The following is an 18328-nucleotide window of genomic DNA, read 5'->3' on the forward strand; positions in this document are numbered from 1 at the left end:
CTGCTAAAAATACGAATTTTCCTGAAGTGTTTGCCTCCCTAGAATGCATCGCTATCAACGGGCCATCGTTTCGGCCCGTTCTGTTCTATCGAGGAAGGCATCATGAAGCTTAAAACCACGGCACTGCTGATCGCGTCTTTACTGGTACTGGCCGGTTGCGACCAGGCCGAGAAGAGCGCGCAGCAATTGATGGGCAAGGCTGCCGAAACCGCTAAACAGGCGATCGACGACACCCACAAAGCCGCCGAACAAGCGATCAGTGATGCCACCGGCGGCCTGATCAGCAAGAAAGAACCATCGGCCGAAGACAAGCGCAAAACCGAATCTTCGTCCCAGGAAATCTAAACCGTCACAACGAGTCAGGACTGACCCATGGAATACCTTTTAGAACTTGCTGCAAGCCCCACCGCCTGGGTCGCCCTGGCCACGTTGATCGTGATGGAAATCGTGCTCGGCATCGATAACCTGATCTTCATCTCGATCCTGACCAACAAACTGCCCGAGCAGCATCGGCAGAAAGCACGCCGCATCGGTATCGGCATGGCGTTGATTCTGCGACTGGGCCTGTTGAGCACCATCGCGTTCATCGTCCAGTTGACTGAGCCGGTGATCGATATTCTCGGCCACGCGTTCTCCTGGAAGGACATGATCCTGATCGCCGGTGGCCTGTTCCTGTTGTGGAAGGCGACCACCGAGATCCATCACAGCATGGACCCGGCCCCGGATGATCCGATGTCGGCGACCTCGACCGTGACCCTGGGCTTTGCTGCCGCGATCGGTCAGATCCTGATGCTGGACATGGTGTTCTCCATCGACAGCATCATTACCGCAGTGGGCATGACCGAGCACTTGCCAATCATGATCATCGCCGTGGTGGTGTCGGTGCTGGTGATGTTGCTGGCGGCTGATCCTCTGGCCAAATTCATCAACGACAACCCGACGGTGGTGATGCTGGCGCTGGGCTTCCTGATCATGATCGGCATGACGCTGATCGCTGAAGGTTTCGGGGCTCACGTGCCTAAGGGCTACGTCTATGCAGCCATGGCCTTCTCGGCGACGATCGAGGGCTTGAACATGATGTCGCGTCGGGCCAGGCAGAAGAAAATAGCGGCTGAAGCTTAACCCGCGAAAAACGAAACGGCCGCCTGCGCTCGAAAGAGCCCAGGCGGCCGTTTTTGTTGGCGAATCGGAAAGGATCAGTGCGCGGTCGCGTGGTGGACCGGTGGTTTATCGGTCTTTGCCAAAGGCGCCGATTGAACGGGGTGGTGATGGTGCCGACGGGTAATCCGCAAAACGCCCCACAACATGGCGGCCGCCACAGCCAGCCAGCCGGAAATCAACATCACGATTGTCATTGTCAGGCTCATCAGTGCCTCCTCTTTGCCCTGCCTCGGGCACACACTCTTTGCAAATGACAGTCTAGTCGCTGCTGTGTTTCAGGCTATTGACCAAAGGTCGGCTGTCATCAACCAGTTCGCTCTATCGAACGCACTCAACTGCGGTTTAAGGCTATACCGCCGCTGCGTGGCGTCCTATGATCGACGGCCAAGCCGGGAGCGTTTTGCCTGGCGTCTGAACAAGAGAGTGATGATCGTGCGGGTATTTTCTCGAATTCGAACGGCGGCGCTGATAGTCGGCTGCGTTGCAGGTTTGGCCGGATGCGCGGGGAGTGTGGTGCCGGAGATCAAGCGACTGCCGGAACGCGTCGAACTCAGCGGCACGTTCTACCGCGGCCAAGACCATCAAAGCGGGCCTCAGGTGCTGGCCAGCCTGTTGTCGCAGCAGGGCATCGTGATTACGCCTGGATTGCTCGAAAAACCCTTGCACTTGCCGGGCGCCGAGGCCCAGTTGCAGCAGAACATGCAAAACCTGGCGCGTGAGTACGGGATGGTGGTGTATCCCCTCGACAGCAATTTGCCGGCGCTGTTGACCCAGGTCGCGGCCGGCTATCCGGTGATGGTGCGCTTCACTGAAGGCTCGGCGCTCTGGGCTGAGCCGCGTTATGCCATTCTCGCCGGATACAATCGCCAGAAGCAGACGGTGTTGCTGCGTGCCGGGATGAATCGCCGGAATTTGATGAGCTTCAGTTCGTTTGAGTCGGCGTTCAAGGATGCTGGCGGCTGGGCCGTCCTCATCCAGAAACCCAATCAGATCCCCGCCAATGTCGATCAGCAGCGCTGGCTCAAGGCAGCGAGTGATCTTGGCCAGGCCGGTCAGGAACAGGCCGCTGCCCGTGCGAAGAAGGCGCTGACCTCGCAATAAGCTTCCGTTCGTCATGTGCCCGGCACCGCCGGGCGTACCTGGCCTCTAAAGGACAAGACCCGGTTTCTCCGGGCCAGATCCCAGGAGGCGCCCCCATGGCACATTCCAATACCCCCGACGGCCCGCATTCATCCGAGCATTCTTCGGGTGACGAGTTGGGTTTCGACCCTGATTCGCCGGACCTCTCTGACCCTCAGGTCGATCCCATCGGGCCCGCCAAGGCGCCCCGGGATGTGAAGCCGGGCGACAATCCCAAGGCTCCGGCGAAGCCTTACGACCCACTCGCTGATCTGAAACCCTAACCCTTGGTGAGGTGCGTATGTCTACTGATTCGAGTTTCAACGACAAACGTCCGGACAGTGTTCCAACAACCCCCGAAAAGGGTGTTGATCCGGTGATGGATCCTGATGACCCGCTAAGAGATCCGTTGGCGCGTCCGATGGTGGTCCCGACGGAGCATCCCCATGGCATGAAAGATCCAAGTGCCGGGGATGGCATTCCGGATGACGATCAGATGCCGTTGCCCAACGATTAGCTCCAGACGAAAAAAAGCCCCGAATGATCGGGGCTTTGTTTTTTCTGTCCCTGACTTATTTTGAAGCTTCAACCACACCGCTCTGACGGTGCTTGAGGTTCTTGTCCGACTTGTACTGCAAGGCTACCGACGGCACGTCTGCGCCTTTGCCGGTTTCCACCCAACTGCGGATGCGGGCGGCATCGGCGAAATGCGTGTACTTACCGAAGGCGTCGAGGATCACTAGCGCCACCTGGCGATTGCCCATGCTGGTCACCAACACCAGGCAGTGACCGGCTTCATTGGTGAACCCGGTCTTGGTCAGCTTGATGTCCCAGTTTGGCTTGCGGACCAAATGGTCGGTGTTACGGAAACCCAGGCTGTATTTGGGTTTGCGGAAGGTGACGGTTTTTTCCTTGGTGGTACTCAACTCGGTCAATAACGGATATTTGTGCGCGGCGATCAGCAATTTGCTCAGGTCGCGGGCGGTAGAGACGTTACGAGGGGAGAGGCCCGTCGGCTCGACGAAGTGGGTGCTGGTCATGCCCAGCGCCTTGGCCTTGGCGTTCATCGCGGCAATGAATGCGACATAGCCGCCCGGATAGTGATGGGCCAGGCTCGCGGCTGCACGGTTTTCCGAGGACATCAGGGCGATCAGCAGCATTTCCCTGCGCGGCAATTCGCTTTTGAGTTTGACTCGGGAAAACACGCCTTTCATTTCTGGCGTGTCGCTGATGTTGATATTGATGTACTCGTCCATGTTCTGTCGGGCTTCAACCACAATCAGGCCGGTCATCAATTTGCTGACGGAGGCGATAGGGACAACCACGTCGGGGTTGCTGGCATAAATGACTTTGTTGGTCTGCATATCCAGCAGCAAAGAGCTGCCGGAAGCGAGCTTGAGTTGTTTCGTGTCTCGGGGGGCCGCGGTGGTCTCCGCAGCGCTGGCGGTTGGCGTGATGAACGTCCCTGTAAATGCAAAAAATAGGCTCAGGATGGAAAGACGGATTTTCACGCTGGCAGACTCATAAGGTGTTGATAAGCCGTTATGTAACGGGCTATTTCGTAAAAGCGCGACATTCTGGAGTATGGCTGAATAACTGTCGATGGTTGTTCTAGCAGGACGTAAAAGTCCTTGGGAACATGAAAAAAAAGTCATTTTCCGGCGGATGGTCGATCTTTTACTTCAGGCAAAAAGAACCCCGCCATTGGCGGGGTTCTTTTATTCGTCGCTTATGCCAAAACGGGCACTCAGCTGTGCAGTGTTTCCGCAGCGTACAACGTGTTTTCCAGCAGGCAGGCGCGCGTCATCGGGCCGACTCCGCCCGGTACCGGAGTGATCCAGCCGGCGCGGGGCAGGGCGGTTTCGTAGATCACGTCACCGACCAGTTTGCCGTCTTCCTGTCGATTGATACCGACGTCGATCACGATCGCGCCTTCCTTGATCCACTCACCTTTGACCAAGCCCGGCTTGCCGGCGGCGACGACGACCAGATCGGCACGGCCGACGTGGTCCGCCAGATCCTTGGTGAATCGGTGGGTGACGGTCACGGTGCAGCCGGCCAGCAGCAATTCCATCGCCATCGGACGGCCAACAATGTTGGACGCTCCGACGACCACGGCATTCATCCCGTAAAGGCAAGCACCGGTGCTTTCCAGCAGGGTCATGATGCCTTTGGGGGTGCACGGACGTAGCAGCGGGATGCGCTGGGCCAGGCGACCGACGTTATAAGGGTGGAAACCGTCGACGTCTTTATCCGGACGAATGCGCTCCAGCAATTTGGAGGCATCCAGGTGTTCAGGTAAAGGAAGCTGAAGCAGAACGCCGTCAATTGCCGGATCGTCGTTCAGGCGATCGATCAGATCGGTCAGTGCTTCTTGAGTGGTTTCGGAAGGCAGGTCGTAGGCTTGGGAAATGAAGCCGACCTCTTCACAGTCTTTACGCTTGTGCGAGACATAAACCTGAGAGGCAGGATCGCTGCCGACCAGGATCACCGCGAGGCCCGGCGTGCGCAGGCCTTGCTCGCGACGCTCGTTGACCCGTTTGGCGATCTGCTGGCGCAGGCTGGCGGCGATCGATTTGCCGTCGATTAGTTGTGCAGTCATTGCGCGTGATTAACCATCGAGAGGGGAAAAAAAGAGAACGCATTCTCGCATGTCATGCGGTGAGGGCAAAGGCGCTTGGTCTGCAAATTCCTCTAAGCCCTTTAATTAAATGAATTTTTTATAAAAAGGATTTGACGACCCTCGGGGCGCTCTATACTATTCGTCGCACTTGTCGGGCACAGCCTAGCACTGGATGAGAAGGTCGAGCGGAATTACGGTTCTGCGAGGCTGGAAAGCTCTTAGTTTGTAGTCCTCCAAGAGTACAGATTAATAAGGCGCCCGTAGCTCAGCTGGATAGAGCATCCGCCTTCTAAGCGGATGGTCGCAGGTTCGAGTCCTGCCGGGTGCGCCATTAGGCAGCTTTGGCACAAGTAGCGCAATATGGTGGGCGTAGCTCAGTTGGTAGAGCACGGGATTGTGACTCCCGTTGTCGAGGGTTCGATCCCCTTCGTCCACCCCATATTTCGAAAGGCGCCAGATTAACAGTCTGGCGCCTTTGCTTTAACAGCTTCAAACGCGGATGTGGTGGAATTGGTAGACACACTGGATTTAGGTTCCAGCGCCGCAAGGTGTAAGAGTTCGAGTCTCTTCATCCGCACCAAATAAGCTTCACTCAGGCCGGCTGGCTTGATTGGGGCGCAGCAAGGGAGTTGTTTGGCTTCTTTGCAAGGCAATATGGTGGGCGTAGCTCAGTTGGTAGAGCACGGGATTGTGACTCCCGTTGTCGAGGGTTCGATCCCCTTCGTCCACCCCATATTTCGAGAGGCGCCAGATTTAACAGTCTGGCGCCTTTTTTGTTTTAGCGGTTCGAGTATCAAGTGGCTGCATGTTCTGGGTCGCAGGGGTGGGGTGTTTCATCGTATTTATGTTTCTCGATGATGCCGCGCCGCCCGCCGGCCTTGCTCGCAAGACCGGCTGTCAGGGAGATGATTGGCAACTTCTTCTATATATAGAAGGATGGGTGCAGGGCCCTGGCGTGACTGGCTGTATTTGCTAACAGGGCGAGGCACAACCGTTTGTCCCTCGCCTATAAATTGCCTGCTGCTTTTTTACCCGTTTTCAGTAGGGTGACTTCTTGAGTTTGACCCACTAGAATGCATGCCCTTGATTCTGGGGTCGGAAACGGCCGGCTAACGTCTGTGCAACGAGGAATATCCATGCAAGTTTCTGTTGAAAATACTTCTGCTCTTGAGCGCCGCATGAGCATCACCGTGCCGGCTGAGCGCATCGAGACTCAGGTCAACAAGCGTCTGCAGCAGACTGCCCAAAAGGCCAAGATTGCTGGCTTCCGTCCAGGCAAAGTGCCAATGAGCGAAATCAAGCGCCGTTTTGGTGCTGATGCGCGTCAGGAAGCTGTAGGCGATGTGATCCAGTCTTCGTTCTACGAAGCTGTTGTCGAGCAAAAGCTGAACCCGGCTGGCGCCCCTTCGATCGAGCCTAAATCGATGGAAGCCGGCAAAGATCTGGAATACGTTGCCATCTTCGAAGTGTTCCCTGAGTTCACCGTTGCCGGCTTTGAAGGTATCACCGTAGAGCGCCTGAGCGCTGACGTGGCTGATGCCGATCTGGACAAGATGCTGGACGTGCTGCGCAAGCAGAACACCCGTTTCGAAGTGGCCGATCGCGCTGCCCAGAACGAAGACCAGTTGAACATCGATTTCGTTGGCAAGGTTGACGGCGAAGTGTTTGCTGGCGGTTCCGCCAAAGGTACTCAGCTGGTTCTGGGTTCCGGCCGCATGATCCCTGGTTTCGAAGACGGTCTGGTTGGCGCTAAAGCCGGCGAAGAGCGCGTTCTGAGCCTGACCTTCCCAGAGGACTATCAGAACCTCGACCTGGCGGGCAAAACCGCTGAGTTCACCGTGACTGTGAACACTGTTTCCGAGCCAAAACTGCCAGAGCTGAACGAAGAATTCTTCGCTCAATTCGGCATCAAGGAAACCGGTCTGGAAGGCTTCCGCACCGAAGTTCGCAAGAACATGGAGCGCGAACTGCGTCAGGCGATCAAATCCAAGGTCAAGAATCAGGTAATGGACGGTCTGCTGGCCACCAACCCGATCGAAGTGCCTAAGGCTCTGCTGTCCAACGAAGTTGACCGTCTGCGTGTGCAGGCTGTTCAGCAGTTCGGCGGCAACATCAAGCCTGATCAACTGCCGGCCGAGCTGTTCGAAGAACAGGCCAAGCGCCGCGTTGTGCTGGGTCTGATCGTGGCTGAAGTGGTCAAGCAATTCGACCTCAAGCCAGACGAAGCCCGCGTTCGTGAAATGATTCAGGAAATGGCTTCGGCCTACCAGGAGCCTGAGCAGGTTGTGTCTTGGTACTACAAGAACGACCAGCAACTGAACGAAGTCCGTTCGGTTGTGCTGGAAGAACAAGTTGTGGATACTGTTCTGCAGAAAGCTAGCGTGACCGACAAATCGGTCTCTTACGAAGAAGCAGTCAAGCCGGTAGAAGCTCCACAAGCCGACTGATCGTTTTTGCGATAAGAAGTACACACCATAAGCCAGCCTTCGTGCTGGCTTATGCGTATTCAAGACATAACTATTTGGGAGTGACTGCAGAGCATGTTCCGTAATTCGTATATTCAGCAGAACTCTGATATCCAGGCCGCAGGCGGCCTGGTCCCGATGGTTGTCGAGCAGTCTGCTCGTGGCGAGCGCGCCTATGACATTTACTCGCGTCTTCTCAAGGAGCGAGTGATCTTTCTGGTTGGTCCGGTAGAGGACTACATGGCCAACCTGATCTGTGCGCAACTGCTGTTCCTTGAAGCGGAAAACCCGGACAAGGACATCCATCTCTATATCAACTCCCCGGGCGGTTCGGTGACAGCAGGCATGTCGATCTACGACACCATGCAGTTCATCAAACCCAACGTATCGACCACCTGTATCGGCCAGGCGTGCAGCATGGGCGCGTTTCTGCTGACCGCCGGTGCTGCCGGCAAGCGTTATTGCCTGCCGAATTCGCGCGTGATGATTCACCAGCCGCTGGGCGGTTTCCAGGGGCAGGCGTCGGATATCGAAATCCATGCCAAGGAAATTCTCTTCATTCGTGAGCGTCTCAACACGCTGATGGCCAAGCACAGCGGCCACACTCTTGAAGAAATCGAGCGCGACACCAACCGCGATAACTTCATGAGTGCAGAAGCTGCGCGTGAGTACGGGTTGATCGATGAAGTGATCGCCCAGCGCCCTGCTTAAAAATAAGCAGCTCAAAATAGGCTTGGTCGGCTGGTCTGATCATTAGCGGGCTTGAAAAAGCCCGCAATAGCCTTCATCTTGTGTTGCAAGCCTATCGGATTTGGATCGAACGAATGACTGACACCCGCAACGGCGAGGACAACGGCAAGCTGCTCTATTGCTCCTTCTGTGGCAAAAGCCAGCATGAAGTGCGCAAATTGATTGCCGGCCCCTCGGTCTTTATCTGCGACGAGTGCGTCGACCTGTGCAATGACATCATCCGAGAGGAGGTGCAGGAAGCCCAGGCCGAAAGCAGCGCGCATAAATTGCCTTCGCCTAAAGAAATCAGCGGCATCCTTGATCAGTACGTGATTGGTCAGGAGCGTGCGAAAAAGGTTCTGGCCGTAGCGGTGTACAACCACTACAAGCGTCTGAATCAGCGTGACAAAAAGAATGACGACGTCGAGCTCGGCAAGAGCAACATCTTGCTGATCGGCCCGACAGGCTCGGGTAAAACCCTGCTTGCCGAAACACTGGCCCGTTTGCTGAACGTTCCGTTCACCATCGCTGACGCAACCACCCTCACCGAGGCGGGTTACGTGGGTGAAGATGTCGAGAACATCATTCAGAAGCTGCTGCAGAAGTGCGATTACGACGTAGAAAAAGCCCAGATGGGCATTGTCTACATCGATGAGATCGACAAGATCTCGCGCAAGTCTGACAACCCGTCGATCACCCGGGACGTTTCCGGTGAAGGCGTGCAGCAGGCCCTGCTCAAGTTGATCGAAGGCACGGTCGCTTCCGTTCCGCCGCAAGGTGGTCGCAAGCATCCGCAGCAGGAATTCCTTCAGGTCGACACCCGTAACATTCTGTTCATCTGCGGTGGTGCGTTCTCCGGTCTGGAAAAGGTTATTCAAAACCGTTCGACCAAGGGCGGCATCGGTTTCAACGCGGAAGTTCGTAGCAAGGAAGAAGGCAAGAAAGTCGGTGAATCCCTGCGTGAAGTCGAGCCTGACGATCTGGTCAAGTTCGGTCTGATCCCGGAATTCGTCGGTCGTCTGCCGGTCCTTGCCACGCTGGACGAGCTTGATGAGGCTGCATTGATGCAGATTCTCACCGAGCCGAAAAATGCTCTGACCAAGCAGTATGCCAAGCTGTTCGAGATGGAAGGTGTGGACCTGGAATTCCGGGCCGACGCGCTGAAATCGGTCGCCAAACGTGCCCTGGAACGCAAGACCGGTGCCCGTGGACTGCGCTCGATTCTCGAAGGTGTATTGCTCGACACTATGTATGAAATCCCCTCGCAGTCCGAGGTGAGTAAAGTAGTGATCGACGAAAGCGTGATAGAAGGCAAGTCCAAGCCACTGTATATCTACGAAAACAGTGAGCCGGCTGCCAAGGCTGCGCCAGACGCTTAAGCGTCAGGCAGCTGGAATAAAGAAGGGGCCTTCGGGCCCCTTTTCTTTTAAAGAGTTTTTAACACCCTCATTGCGCTTGTTTTTTTTCAAAGCAGCCCCCATCTTGGTTTCAAGCTTACTTCCATCTGTTTACGGCCTTATGGCCGCCGTAGAGGCGAAATCATGAAGACAACCATCGAATTGCCTCTCCTGCCATTGCGTGATGTTGTGGTTTATCCGCACATGGTTATCCCGCTGTTCGTGGGGCGCGAGAAATCCATCGAAGCCCTCGAGGCCGCGATGACGGGCGACAAGCAGATCCTTCTGCTGGCTCAGAGAAACCCTGCTGACGACGATCCCGGTGAAGAAGCACTTTATCGCGTAGGTACAATTGCGACCGTTCTGCAGCTGCTCAAGCTGCCTGACGGCACGGTCAAGGTTTTGGTCGAAGGCGAGCAGCGGGGCGCCGTGGAGCGCTTCAGCGAAGTGGACGGCCACTGCCGTGCCGAAGTCTCGCTGATCGACGAAGTCGACGCGCCAGAGCGCGAGTCGGAAGTATTTGTCCGTAGCCTGCTGGCTCAGTTCGAACAATATGTGCAGCTGGGCAAGAAAGTCCCGGCTGAAGTCCTCTCGTCGCTCAATAGCATCGACGAGCCAGGTCGCCTGGTCGACACCATGGCCGCGCACATGGCCCTGAAGATCGAACAGAAACAGGAAATCCTCGAAATCATCGATTTGTCGGCCCGGGTCGAGCACGTCCTGGCGTTGCTGGATGCCGAGATCGATCTGCTGCAAGTCGAAAAACGCATTCGCGGTCGCGTCAAGAAACAAATGGAGCGCAGCCAGCGCGAGTACTACCTGAATGAGCAGATGAAGGCCATTCAGAAAGAGCTCGGCGACAGCGACGAAGGCCACAACGAAATCGAAGAGCTGAAAAAGCGCATCGATGCCGCCGGCCTGCCGAAAGATGCCTTGGCCAAAGCCCAGGGTGAACTGAACAAGTTGAAACAAATGTCGCCAATGTCCGCGGAAGCGACCGTGGTGCGTTCGTACATCGACTGGCTTGTTCAGGTGCCGTGGAAGGCCCAGAGCAAAGTGCGCCTGGACCTTGCTCGCGCAGAAGACATTCTCGATGCAGACCACTATGGTCTCGAAGAAGTCAAAGAGCGGATCCTCGAATACCTCGCCGTGCAAAAGCGCGTGAAGAAAATTCGCGGTCCTGTGTTGTGCCTGGTCGGTCCTCCGGGGGTGGGTAAAACCTCTCTGGCGGAGTCGATCGCTCACGCCACCAACCGCAAATTCGTCCGTATGGCCCTTGGTGGTGTGCGTGACGAAGCGGAAATTCGTGGTCATCGCCGGACTTACATCGGTTCGATGCCAGGAAGATTGATTCAAAAAATGACAAAAGTGGGCGTCCGCAACCCGCTGTTCCTGCTCGATGAGATCGACAAAATGGGCAGCGACATGCGTGGCGATCCGGCGTCGGCGTTGCTGGAAGTGCTCGATCCTGAGCAGAACCACAACTTCAACGATCACTATCTGGAGGTCGACTACGACCTGTCCGATGTGATGTTCCTTTGCACCTCCAACTCCATGAACATTCCGCCGGCGCTGCTCGACCGGATGGAAGTGATTCGTCTGCCGGGTTACACCGAAGACGAGAAGATCAACATCGCCGTCAAATACCTTTCGCCAAAGCAGATTACGGCCAACGGCTTGAAGAAAGGCGAGCTGGAATTCGACGCTGAAGCGATCCGCGACATCATCCGCTACTACACCCGCGAAGCCGGTGTACGTGGGCTGGAGCGCCAGATTGCCAAGGTTTGCCGCAAGGCAGTCAAAGAGCATGCAATGGAAAAACGCTTCTCTGTGAAGGTCACTGCCGAGATGCTGGAACACTTCCTGGGCGTGCGTAAATTCCGCTACGGTCTGGCCGAATCGCAGGATCAGATCGGTCAAGTGACCGGGCTGGCATGGACTCAGGTGGGTGGCGAATTGCTGACCATCGAAGCAGCTGTCGTGCCGGGTAAAGGCCAGTTGATCAAGACCGGTTCACTGGGCGATGTGATGGTCGAGTCGATCACCGCCGCGCTGACCGTTGTCCGCAGCCGCGCGAAGAGCCTGGGGATCCCCCTGGACTTCCACGAGAAGCGCGACACGCACATCCACATGCCGGAAGGGGCGACTCCGAAAGACGGCCCTAGCGCCGGTGTAGGTATGTGCACGGCCCTGGTGTCGGCATTGACCGGGATCCCGGTGCGTGCGGATGTCGCCATGACAGGTGAAATCACCCTTCGTGGCCAAGTGTTGGCAATCGGCGGTCTGAAGGAAAAACTGCTGGCGGCTCACCGTGGTGGAATCAAGACCGTGATCATTCCTGAAGAGAACGTACGCGATCTGAAGGAAATTCCTGACAATATCAAGCAAGATCTGCAGATTAAACCGGTTAAATGGATTGACGAGGTCCTGCAAATTGCGCTGCAATACGCGCCGGAGCCGCTGCCTGATGTGGTTCCAGAGATAGTTGCAAAGGATGAAAAACGCGAGTCTGACTCTAAGGAAAGAATTAGCACGCATTAGTACGCATTTGCCTGAGTGGCTTGTTGACAGCTTTTTAGAGCCCTTGTTATAAAGCGGCTCTTAAGTGTCTGTAGGCCATTCAGCACACGTTTTTGCTTTCACCAAAAAACTTAGAATCATACTCAAATAGATATAAGGGGACTTAGAGTGAACAAGTCGGAACTGATTGATGCTATCGCTGCATCCGCTGATATCCCGAAAGCTGCTGCTGGCCGTGCGCTGGACGCTGTAATCGAATCCGTCACTGGCGCTCTCAAGGCTGGCGACTCTGTTGTTCTGGTTGGTTTCGGTACCTTCTCCGTTACCGATCGTCCAGCTCGCATTGGTCGTAACCCACAGACCGGTAAGACGCTGGAAATCGCTGCAGCCAAAAAACCAGGTTTCAAAGCCGGTAAAGCACTGAAAGAAGCTGTCAACTAAGTTCGCTTCAGGTTTTTGCCTATCCGGGTCGGGGTCATGCCTGACCTGGCAGCGGAGCGGTAGTCCAGTCGGCAATTTGCCGGTCCGAGACACCGAGGGTCGCAAGTTCGAACCCTTGGTCCGCTCCGCCAGTTACGAGAAGGCGCATCCTCGGATGCGCCTTTCTTCTATCCGGATTCTACCCACGCTCCACGGTTGCCTAATTTTGAAGTTCAACCGTTTCTGGGGGACGCATGCTGCAGAATATCAGGGACAATTCACAAGGCTGGATTGCCAAGACCATTATCGGGATCATCGTTGTACTGATGGCTTTCACCGGTATCGAGGCCATTTTCCAAGCTACGACCAACAGCCAGGATGCGGCCAAGGTCAATGGCGAAGAAATCAGCCAGAACGAGCTGAGCCAGGCGGTCGATATGCAACGCCGTCAGCTGATGCAACAGCTGGGCAAGGATTTCGACGCTTCCTTGCTCGACGAAAAAATGCTGCGCGAATCGGCCCTCAAAGGCCTGATCGATCGCAAACTGCTGCTGCAAGGCGCAGAAGAATCGAAATTCGCTTTCTCCGAAGCGGCTTTGGACCAAGTGATCCTGCAAACGCCTGAGTTCCAGGTGGATGGCAAGTTCAGTCCCGATCGTTTCGACCAGGTGATCCGTCAGCTCGGCTACAGCCGCATGCAATTTCGCCAGATGCTGGCTCAGGAAATGCTGATCGGTCAGCTGCGTGCTGGTTTGGCGGGTAGCGGTTTCGTCACCGACTCACAGGTTCTGGCGTTCGCCCGTCTGGAAAAACAGACCCGCGATTTCGCTTCCCTGAACGTCAAGGTTGACCCAGCAGCGGTGAAGCTGACCGACGATGAGGTCAAGGCTTACTACGACGAACACGCCAAGGAATTCATGACGCCGGATCAGGTGGTCATCGATTACCTGGAATTGAAGAAGTCTTCCTTCTTTGATCAGGTCGCCGTCAAGGACGAAGACCTGCAAGCGGCGTATCAGAAAGAAATCGCGAACCTGTCCGAGCAACGCCGGGCTGCGCACATTCTGATCGAAGTGAACGACAAGGTGACCGAAGCGCAAGCCAAGGCCAAGATCGAAGAAGTTCAGGCGCGTCTGGCCAAAGGCGAGAAATTCGAGGCCCTGGCCAAGGAATTCTCCCAGGATCCAGGTTCGGCGAACAACGGCGGTGATCTGGGCTACGCAGGCCCTGGCGTTTACGATCCAGCATTCGAAACCGCGCTGTATGCGTTGGCCAAGGATCAGGTGTCGGCACCGGTTCGCACTGACTTCGGTTTCCACCTGATCAAACTGTTGGGCGTTGAAGCACCTGAAGTGCCGACGCTGGCCAGCCTGAAAGACAAGCTGACCCGCGAGCTGAAAACCCAGCAGGTCGAGCAGCGTTTCGTCGAGGCGACCAAGCAACTGGAAGACTCCTCGTTTGAATCTTCCGATCTGGCCCAGCCGGCGCAAGACCTCAAGCTGACCGTTCACACCTCCAAGCCGTTCGGCCGCGAGGGTGGCGAAGGTGTTACGGCCAACCGTGCCGTGGTCACCGCTGCGTTCAGCCCTGAAGTGCTGGATGAAGGTGCCAACAGCACCGCCATCGAACTGGACCCGGAAACCGTGATCGTGCTGCGCGCCAAGGAGCACCTGAAGCCTGCGCAACTGCCGCTTGAAAGCGTCAATGCCAGCATTCGTGCGCAATTGGCCAAGGAGCACGCCAGTGCTGCCGCCAAGACCAAGGCTGATGAGCTGATCGCCAGCCTGCGCGACGGCAAGACGCCACTGGACAAGGCGATTGACGGCCAGAGCTGGAAAGTCACCGCAGCAGCGACTCGCGCTCAGGAAGGGATTGACCCAACCGTGCTGCAAGCACTGTTCCGCATGCCTAAACCTGTCGCCAAGGACAAGCCGACCTTCAGCAGCGTGACCCTGGCCGATGGTAGCCTGGTGATCGTGCGCCTGAACGGCGTGAACGAAGCCGCCGCGCCGACCGAAGAAGAGAAGGCTCAGTACCGTCGCTTCCTCGCCTCGCGCATTGGCCAGCAGGACTTTGCGGCTTACCGCAAGCAGCTGGAAAGCGAGGCCGAGATCAAGCGTTTCTGATGCTTGATTGAGTTGCCCGCTACACAAAGACCCCGGCCGAAAGGCCGGGGTTTTTTATGGAAGAAGCAAAAGCATATTGGCGATCCGTCGGCTGCGTATGTACCGCCCGACTTTTTCCTGTAAATGACCGTCAGTAGATTTGTAAACGTTTTAAGACACTAATCGATGCTCCGCTAAGCATCGATCTGTTGCACAATACGCCCCGGATCGTTTTCCTCAGGATGTTCAATGTTTAAATCAATTCCCATGCGTGTTGCCGGGCTGGCGCTGATGCTGGCCACTGCTGCCGGCTGCTCGTCAAAGAAAGCCCCCATCTATGAGCATGAGAACTTCGATGACTCCGGGACGTTTTCGCGCAATTACCCGGTGACGGATGCGCAAACCTGCGAAGCCGCCCGTCGGGCGTTGCTCAGCCAGGGCTACATCATCACCAGCGCCGACCCGAAACTGGTCAGCGGGCACAAAAGCTTCCAGCAGACCGGCGAGACCCACATGGAGATCAGCTTCAGTGTGGTCTGTGCCGATGACGGCAGCGAAGGGCATCATGCGACCATGTTCGCCAACGCCCTGCAGGACCGCTATGCGCTGAAGAAAACCAATAACTCCGCCAGTGTAGGTGTAGGCGTGTTGGGTTCGGTATCGATGCCGATCGGCTCATCCGACGATTCGATGGTCAAGGTCGCCAGCGAAACCGTCTCGTCGGCCAAGTTCTACGAGCGATTCTTTGCGCTGGTCGAGTTGTTCCTGCCGCCGGAAGCAAAGAAGGCTGCGCACATCCCCGAGAAACCCAAGACCGACCTGGGCATGCCTGAGGCCAAGGCTGCTCCGGCGCCTTTGGCTCCAACGCCGGCTCCTGCGGCGGAACCCGCGCCAGCGCCTGCGGCTGAACCAGCTCCAGCTCCTGCTCCTGCTCCAGCACCTGCTGCCTCGGAACCCGTCGCACCGCCGCCTGAAACAGCGCCGATCACCCCGGTTGAAAACCCGGAACCGGCGCCGTCCTCGGAAACCGTTACGCCACCGCCGCAATCCAGCCTGCCGCCACCGAGCGAGCCTATTTCGGCCATGCCTGGCGCTAGTCAGTAATCGATCTACATTTCGGGACCGTGTCAGATGACACCGTTCCCGAAATGGCTTTTTGATTGATCCGCGTCAACCCGGGCTGTAGTCCTACAACCCCTATCGAAAAAATCCTGTGATAAATTCCTGACCGCCTGCTACGTTTTATAAGTAGCCGCTGAGCGGTGCGCCCGCGTCATTTTTCTTTCACGTGGGCACTTTATGCTCAAGGCGTTGGTCATTTATTCAGGCATTTTTTAAACGAGCGGTAGGGGGATTTCACAATGGACGATTATCAAGAAGAGCTGCTCGAGTATCAGGCGTTTGAACTGGACCCATTGGAGCCAGCGGAAGACGCTACAGAGCTGTAAACATCACGCGGATTGGCGATGACTGCGGCGAAACTCGCCGGGGGTCTGGCCGTTCCAGCGTTTGAAGGCCCGTTGAAACGCTTCGGCTGAGGCAAAGCCCAGCAAGTAGGCGATTTCACCGAATGCCAGTTCCGTGTCGCGGATGTAAGTCATGGCCAGGTCGCGGCGGGTGTCGTTGAGAATCGCGCGAAATTGCGTGCCTTCTTCGGCGAGTTTGCGACGCAAAGTCCAGGTAGGCAGCTTCAGGCGTGCCGCCACTTCTTCCAGGTCGGGTTCCCGGCCACCATTGAGCAACGGCCCCAGCAACTGAGTGATCCGTTCACGCAGGCTGCGGGTGCGTGTCAGTTGCTCCAGTTCCCTTTCGCAGAGCTGCAGCAAGTGTCGCCAGGTACTCGGGCAGTGCTCCGGATTGCGCTGGGCGAGGCTGGCCAGGCTCAGGCGCAGTTGATTCTGTTCGGCGCCGAACTGAATCGGGCAATCGCCCAGCGCGGTATACGCCTCACGATAATCCGGTTCGGCAAACTCGATCTCGATACGCTCGGCGCGTAGCGGGGCAGGGCTCACGCTGGACAATTGGTGCAGCCAGCCAGCGATGATCGAATCCACCACGAAGCGGTTGTAGGCGTTGTAGGGGCTGATGGAATAGAACCGCAGCCACGCGCCCTGAGCGTCTTCATGAAAGCTCGATTGGCCACGATAGTTGGAGCCATACAAGGCTTCGAAGCGAATCAGGCACCGCGCCGCTTCTCGAACCGTCGGTGCCTGGGCGGCGGTGACCCCGGCCAGACCGGCCTGACTCAGACGACTGAGCTGGCCCATGCGCAAACCCAGCGCCGGGTCGTCGGTCAACTGAATGGCACCGTGGCCCAGGCGCATGTAGCGCGGGATCGACAGCCGGGCGCCTGCCTCGGCCAAACGCGCGGCATCGAGGCCGTATTGCTCAAGCAACGGTTGCGGGTCCACACCGTGGCTGCGCACGGCGTCGGCCAGGCTATGAACAAAGCCCACCGACAGATCCCCAAGGCGCATCGGCAGCGGTTTCATGGTTTACAACCAGAGGTTCAGCAAACGCGCGCCACGGGCATTGCCGTCGGCGAACTGCTGCCCGTTGTTACTGAGAAAACTTTGACCCGCGCTGCCCTTGTCCCAGAACTGACCGCGCAGGAACACGCTCATGCCGGCAATGGCCTGGCTGCTGGGCGATTGGCCGGTCAGTGTCAGGCGATGCCAGGCCTGGCCTTCACTAAGTTCACCGGCCTTGAGGCTGACGGAGCCTGGCGTCGACAACCCCTTGTAACCCCGCCACGGTTTGTCCCAGGTGTCGCGGCCGACGACATAGGCGGGGACAGCCACCAGATGGGCGCCCTGGGCGTCGAGTTTGCGGTAGTTGTCCGGGTACCAGCTGTCGCTGCCGATGAGTACGCCCAGGCGTCCTGCCGGGGTGTCGACGACGTTGAGCGTGTGCTCGCCATTGGCTTCGATAACGTCTTTTTCAGCGAAGACCGGATGCATCTGGCGTTGCGGCTGGCCCAGCGGCAGCCCGTCGCGGCCGAACACCACGCTGCTGTTATACAACGCACCGTGGCCGACCTTCAGCGTGCCGTCGATGATGCTCGGCTCGGGCAACACAATCGTGCCGGCCACCAGGGTCACGTTGAACGCCTTCGCCAGCCCGCCGAACAGTGCCTGATAGTCCTTGGCCATGCCTTTGGCCTTCATCCGCAAGTGAGCGTCGTCGAGACGGCTTTCGCCCTTGGCGCTGATCAGCGCACGGACGAACTGCACGGGATTGCTCACCGCCAGCCAGTTCATCGCTTCCTTGAGGGTGGTCGCCTGGTACAGCTCATCTTTCTCGCCACTGACCATCAGCCAGGTGCCGATGTGTTCGGGCAGCACGACGATGGTCTTTTCATTGAGCAGGCCTTGGTCCTGAGCCTGCTGCAAATAGGCGGCGAGCTTACGGTGCAGGCGTTCGGGGCTTTGATAGTCGGTGGGGAATAGCTCGGGCTGAATGCCCAGCAGATTGCCGCGATCGGCAGGGGTGCCTTGATCAACCGCGAGGTGGATGCGCAGGTCCGACAGGTAATGACCCACCGGACGGTCCGCGGCCCACATGGCGTAGGTCGTCAGGGCGGCAATCAATGCCATGGAGAAAGTCAGGTACAGAAGTTTGCGCATGGGGAAACAGTCGACAGCCGTGTGCAGGGTTCGCGACTAGGGTAGGGCGCATGCCGGCGCTTGCCAAGGGGCGCTGCACATTTGGATCAATAAGTTGTCAGTTTCGGTCATTGAGTGACAAGGGCGCGACTCTTAGTCTGTCCTACATGACTGACGGGGGCCG

The 18328-nt window shown here is 57.1% G+C and carries 15 protein-coding genes, 4 tRNA genes and 1 pseudogene; 16 read left to right on the forward strand and 4 right to left on the reverse strand.

The window, feature by feature from the left end; genetic code table 11:
• Positions 1 to 102 precede the first annotated feature (102 nt).
• From ACA053_RS10265 to ACA053_RS10285, 5 genes and pseudogenes are all read left to right on the forward strand, one after another.
• Positions 103 to 345 carry a hypothetical protein gene (locus ACA053_RS10265; RefSeq protein ID WP_109629263.1) on the forward strand — a complete coding sequence of 81 codons (243 nt, stop codon included), beginning with the start codon at positions 103 to 105 and terminating at the stop codon, positions 343 to 345.
• A 27-nt stretch (positions 346 to 372) separates the two neighbouring features.
• Complete coding sequence (locus tag ACA053_RS10270) at positions 373 to 1122, forward strand: TerC family protein (RefSeq protein ID WP_109629265.1); 750 nt, start codon at positions 373 to 375, stop codon at positions 1120 to 1122.
• Between the two features lie 412 nt (positions 1123 to 1534).
• Positions 1535 to 2262 (forward strand): annotated as a pseudogene (locus tag ACA053_RS10275) (C39 family peptidase).
• A 95-nt stretch (positions 2263 to 2357) separates the two neighbouring features.
• Entirely contained in the window at positions 2358 to 2564 is a 207-nt protein-coding gene (locus ACA053_RS10280; RefSeq protein ID WP_497316996.1) for a DUF6021 family protein, read from the forward strand.
• A 17-nt stretch (positions 2565 to 2581) separates the two neighbouring features.
• Positions 2582 to 2797, forward strand: coding sequence for a hypothetical protein (locus ACA053_RS10285; protein WP_109629269.1), 216 nt, complete (start codon positions 2582 to 2584; stop codon positions 2795 to 2797).
• 55 nt (positions 2798 to 2852) lie between these two features.
• Here the strand turns inward: ACA053_RS10285 and pbpG are convergent, their stop codons facing one another.
• Positions 2853 to 3791, reverse strand: a complete 939-nt coding sequence (gene pbpG / locus ACA053_RS10290; protein WP_497395307.1) for a D-alanyl-D-alanine endopeptidase — start codon at positions 3789 to 3791, stop codon at positions 2853 to 2855.
• Between the two features lie 236 nt (positions 3792 to 4027).
• Positions 4028 to 4882 (reverse strand): bifunctional methylenetetrahydrofolate dehydrogenase/methenyltetrahydrofolate cyclohydrolase FolD, encoded by an 855-nt coding sequence (folD, locus tag ACA053_RS10295; protein ID WP_109629273.1) that lies wholly within the window; start codon positions 4880 to 4882, stop codon positions 4028 to 4030.
• Between the two features lie 275 nt (positions 4883 to 5157).
• On the opposite strand from folD, the gene ACA053_RS10300 reads away from it, so the two are divergent.
• The 11 genes from ACA053_RS10300 to ACA053_RS10350 all read left to right on the forward strand — a co-directional run bounded on the left by ACA053_RS10300 (position 5158) and on the right by ACA053_RS10350 (position 15643).
• Positions 5158 to 5234, forward strand: a tRNA-Arg gene (locus tag ACA053_RS10300).
• A gap of 32 nt (positions 5235 to 5266) precedes the next feature.
• A tRNA-His gene (locus tag ACA053_RS10305) sits at positions 5267 to 5342 on the forward strand.
• A gap of 56 nt (positions 5343 to 5398) precedes the next feature.
• Positions 5399 to 5483, forward strand: a tRNA-Leu gene (locus tag ACA053_RS10310).
• 77 nt (positions 5484 to 5560) lie between these two features.
• Positions 5561 to 5636: transfer RNA gene (locus ACA053_RS10315), tRNA-His, on the forward strand.
• 403 nt (positions 5637 to 6039) lie between these two features.
• Positions 6040 to 7350: a trigger factor gene (tig, locus tag ACA053_RS10320; protein WP_497395309.1), complete on the forward strand. Its 1311-nt coding sequence runs from the start codon at positions 6040 to 6042 to the stop codon at positions 7348 to 7350.
• Positions 7351 to 7443: 93 nt separating this feature from the next.
• Positions 7444 to 8079, forward strand: a complete 636-nt coding sequence (gene clpP, locus ACA053_RS10325) for an ATP-dependent Clp endopeptidase proteolytic subunit ClpP (protein ID WP_095167796.1) — start codon at positions 7444 to 7446, stop codon at positions 8077 to 8079.
• 113 nt (positions 8080 to 8192) lie between these two features.
• The gene (clpX, locus tag ACA053_RS10330) at positions 8193 to 9476 is read left to right on the forward strand and encodes an ATP-dependent Clp protease ATP-binding subunit ClpX (protein WP_007946893.1); all 1284 of its coding nucleotides are present in this window, start codon (positions 8193 to 8195) and stop codon (positions 9474 to 9476) included.
• Positions 9477 to 9638: 162 nt separating this feature from the next.
• Complete coding sequence (gene lon, locus ACA053_RS10335) at positions 9639 to 12035, forward strand: endopeptidase La (protein WP_497395311.1); 2397 nt, start codon at positions 9639 to 9641, stop codon at positions 12033 to 12035.
• A gap of 147 nt (positions 12036 to 12182) precedes the next feature.
• Entirely contained in the window at positions 12183 to 12455 is a 273-nt protein-coding gene (locus tag ACA053_RS10340; protein ID WP_002552737.1) for an HU family DNA-binding protein, read from the forward strand.
• 233 nt (positions 12456 to 12688) lie between these two features.
• On the forward strand, positions 12689 to 14560 hold the full coding sequence (locus ACA053_RS10345) for a SurA N-terminal domain-containing protein (RefSeq protein ID WP_497317001.1): 1872 nt from the start codon (positions 12689 to 12691) through the stop codon (positions 14558 to 14560).
• A gap of 228 nt (positions 14561 to 14788) precedes the next feature.
• Positions 14789 to 15643 (forward strand): DUF2242 domain-containing protein, encoded by an 855-nt coding sequence (locus ACA053_RS10350; protein WP_497395313.1) that lies wholly within the window; start codon positions 14789 to 14791, stop codon positions 15641 to 15643.
• 347 nt (positions 15644 to 15990) lie between these two features.
• Here the strand turns inward: ACA053_RS10350 and ACA053_RS10355 are convergent, their stop codons facing one another.
• Together ACA053_RS10355 and ACA053_RS10360 are read right to left on the reverse strand one after the other, a co-directional pair.
• Positions 15991 to 17031 (reverse strand): AraC family transcriptional regulator, encoded by a 1041-nt coding sequence (locus ACA053_RS10355; protein WP_497317004.1) that lies wholly within the window; start codon positions 17029 to 17031, stop codon positions 15991 to 15993.
• Between the two features lie 3 nt (positions 17032 to 17034).
• A complete protein-coding gene (locus ACA053_RS10360) occupies positions 17035 to 18165 on the reverse strand; it encodes a carbon-nitrogen hydrolase family protein (RefSeq protein ID WP_497317006.1) in 1131 nt (376 codons plus the stop codon).
• Between the last annotated feature and the right edge of the window lie 163 nt (positions 18166 to 18328).

It is taken from the genome of Pseudomonas sp. LBUM1672, from assembly GCF_059695655.1.

Excerpts from the sequence above, each read along its gene's own strand:
- ACA053_RS10355 (WP_497317004.1), bottom strand. The coding sequence starts at position 17,031 with ATGAAACCGCTGCCGATGCGCCTTGGGGATCTGTCGGTGGGCTTTGTT.
- tig (WP_497395309.1), top strand. The coding sequence starts at position 6,040 with ATGCAAGTTTCTGTTGAAAATACTTCTGCTCTTGAGCGCCGCATGAGC.
- ACA053_RS10360 (WP_497317006.1), bottom strand. The coding sequence starts at position 18,165 with ATGCGCAAACTTCTGTACCTGACTTTCTCCATGGCATTGATTGCCGCC.
- ACA053_RS10345 (WP_497317001.1), top strand. The coding sequence starts at position 12,689 with ATGCTGCAGAATATCAGGGACAATTCACAAGGCTGGATTGCCAAGACC.
- ACA053_RS10350 (WP_497395313.1), top strand. The coding sequence starts at position 14,789 with ATGTTTAAATCAATTCCCATGCGTGTTGCCGGGCTGGCGCTGATGCTG.
- ACA053_RS10285 (WP_109629269.1), top strand. The coding sequence starts at position 2,582 with ATGTCTACTGATTCGAGTTTCAACGACAAACGTCCGGACAGTGTTCCA.
- folD (WP_109629273.1), bottom strand. The coding sequence starts at position 4,882 with ATGACTGCACAACTAATCGACGGCAAATCGATCGCCGCCAGCCTGCGC.
- ACA053_RS10280 (WP_497316996.1), top strand. The coding sequence starts at position 2,358 with ATGGCACATTCCAATACCCCCGACGGCCCGCATTCATCCGAGCATTCT.
- clpX (WP_007946893.1), top strand. The coding sequence starts at position 8,193 with ATGACTGACACCCGCAACGGCGAGGACAACGGCAAGCTGCTCTATTGC.
- ACA053_RS10265 (WP_109629263.1), top strand. The coding sequence starts at position 103 with ATGAAGCTTAAAACCACGGCACTGCTGATCGCGTCTTTACTGGTACTG.
- lon (WP_497395311.1), top strand. The coding sequence starts at position 9,639 with ATGAAGACAACCATCGAATTGCCTCTCCTGCCATTGCGTGATGTTGTG.
- clpP (WP_095167796.1), top strand. The coding sequence starts at position 7,444 with ATGTTCCGTAATTCGTATATTCAGCAGAACTCTGATATCCAGGCCGCA.
- ACA053_RS10270 (WP_109629265.1), top strand. The coding sequence starts at position 373 with ATGGAATACCTTTTAGAACTTGCTGCAAGCCCCACCGCCTGGGTCGCC.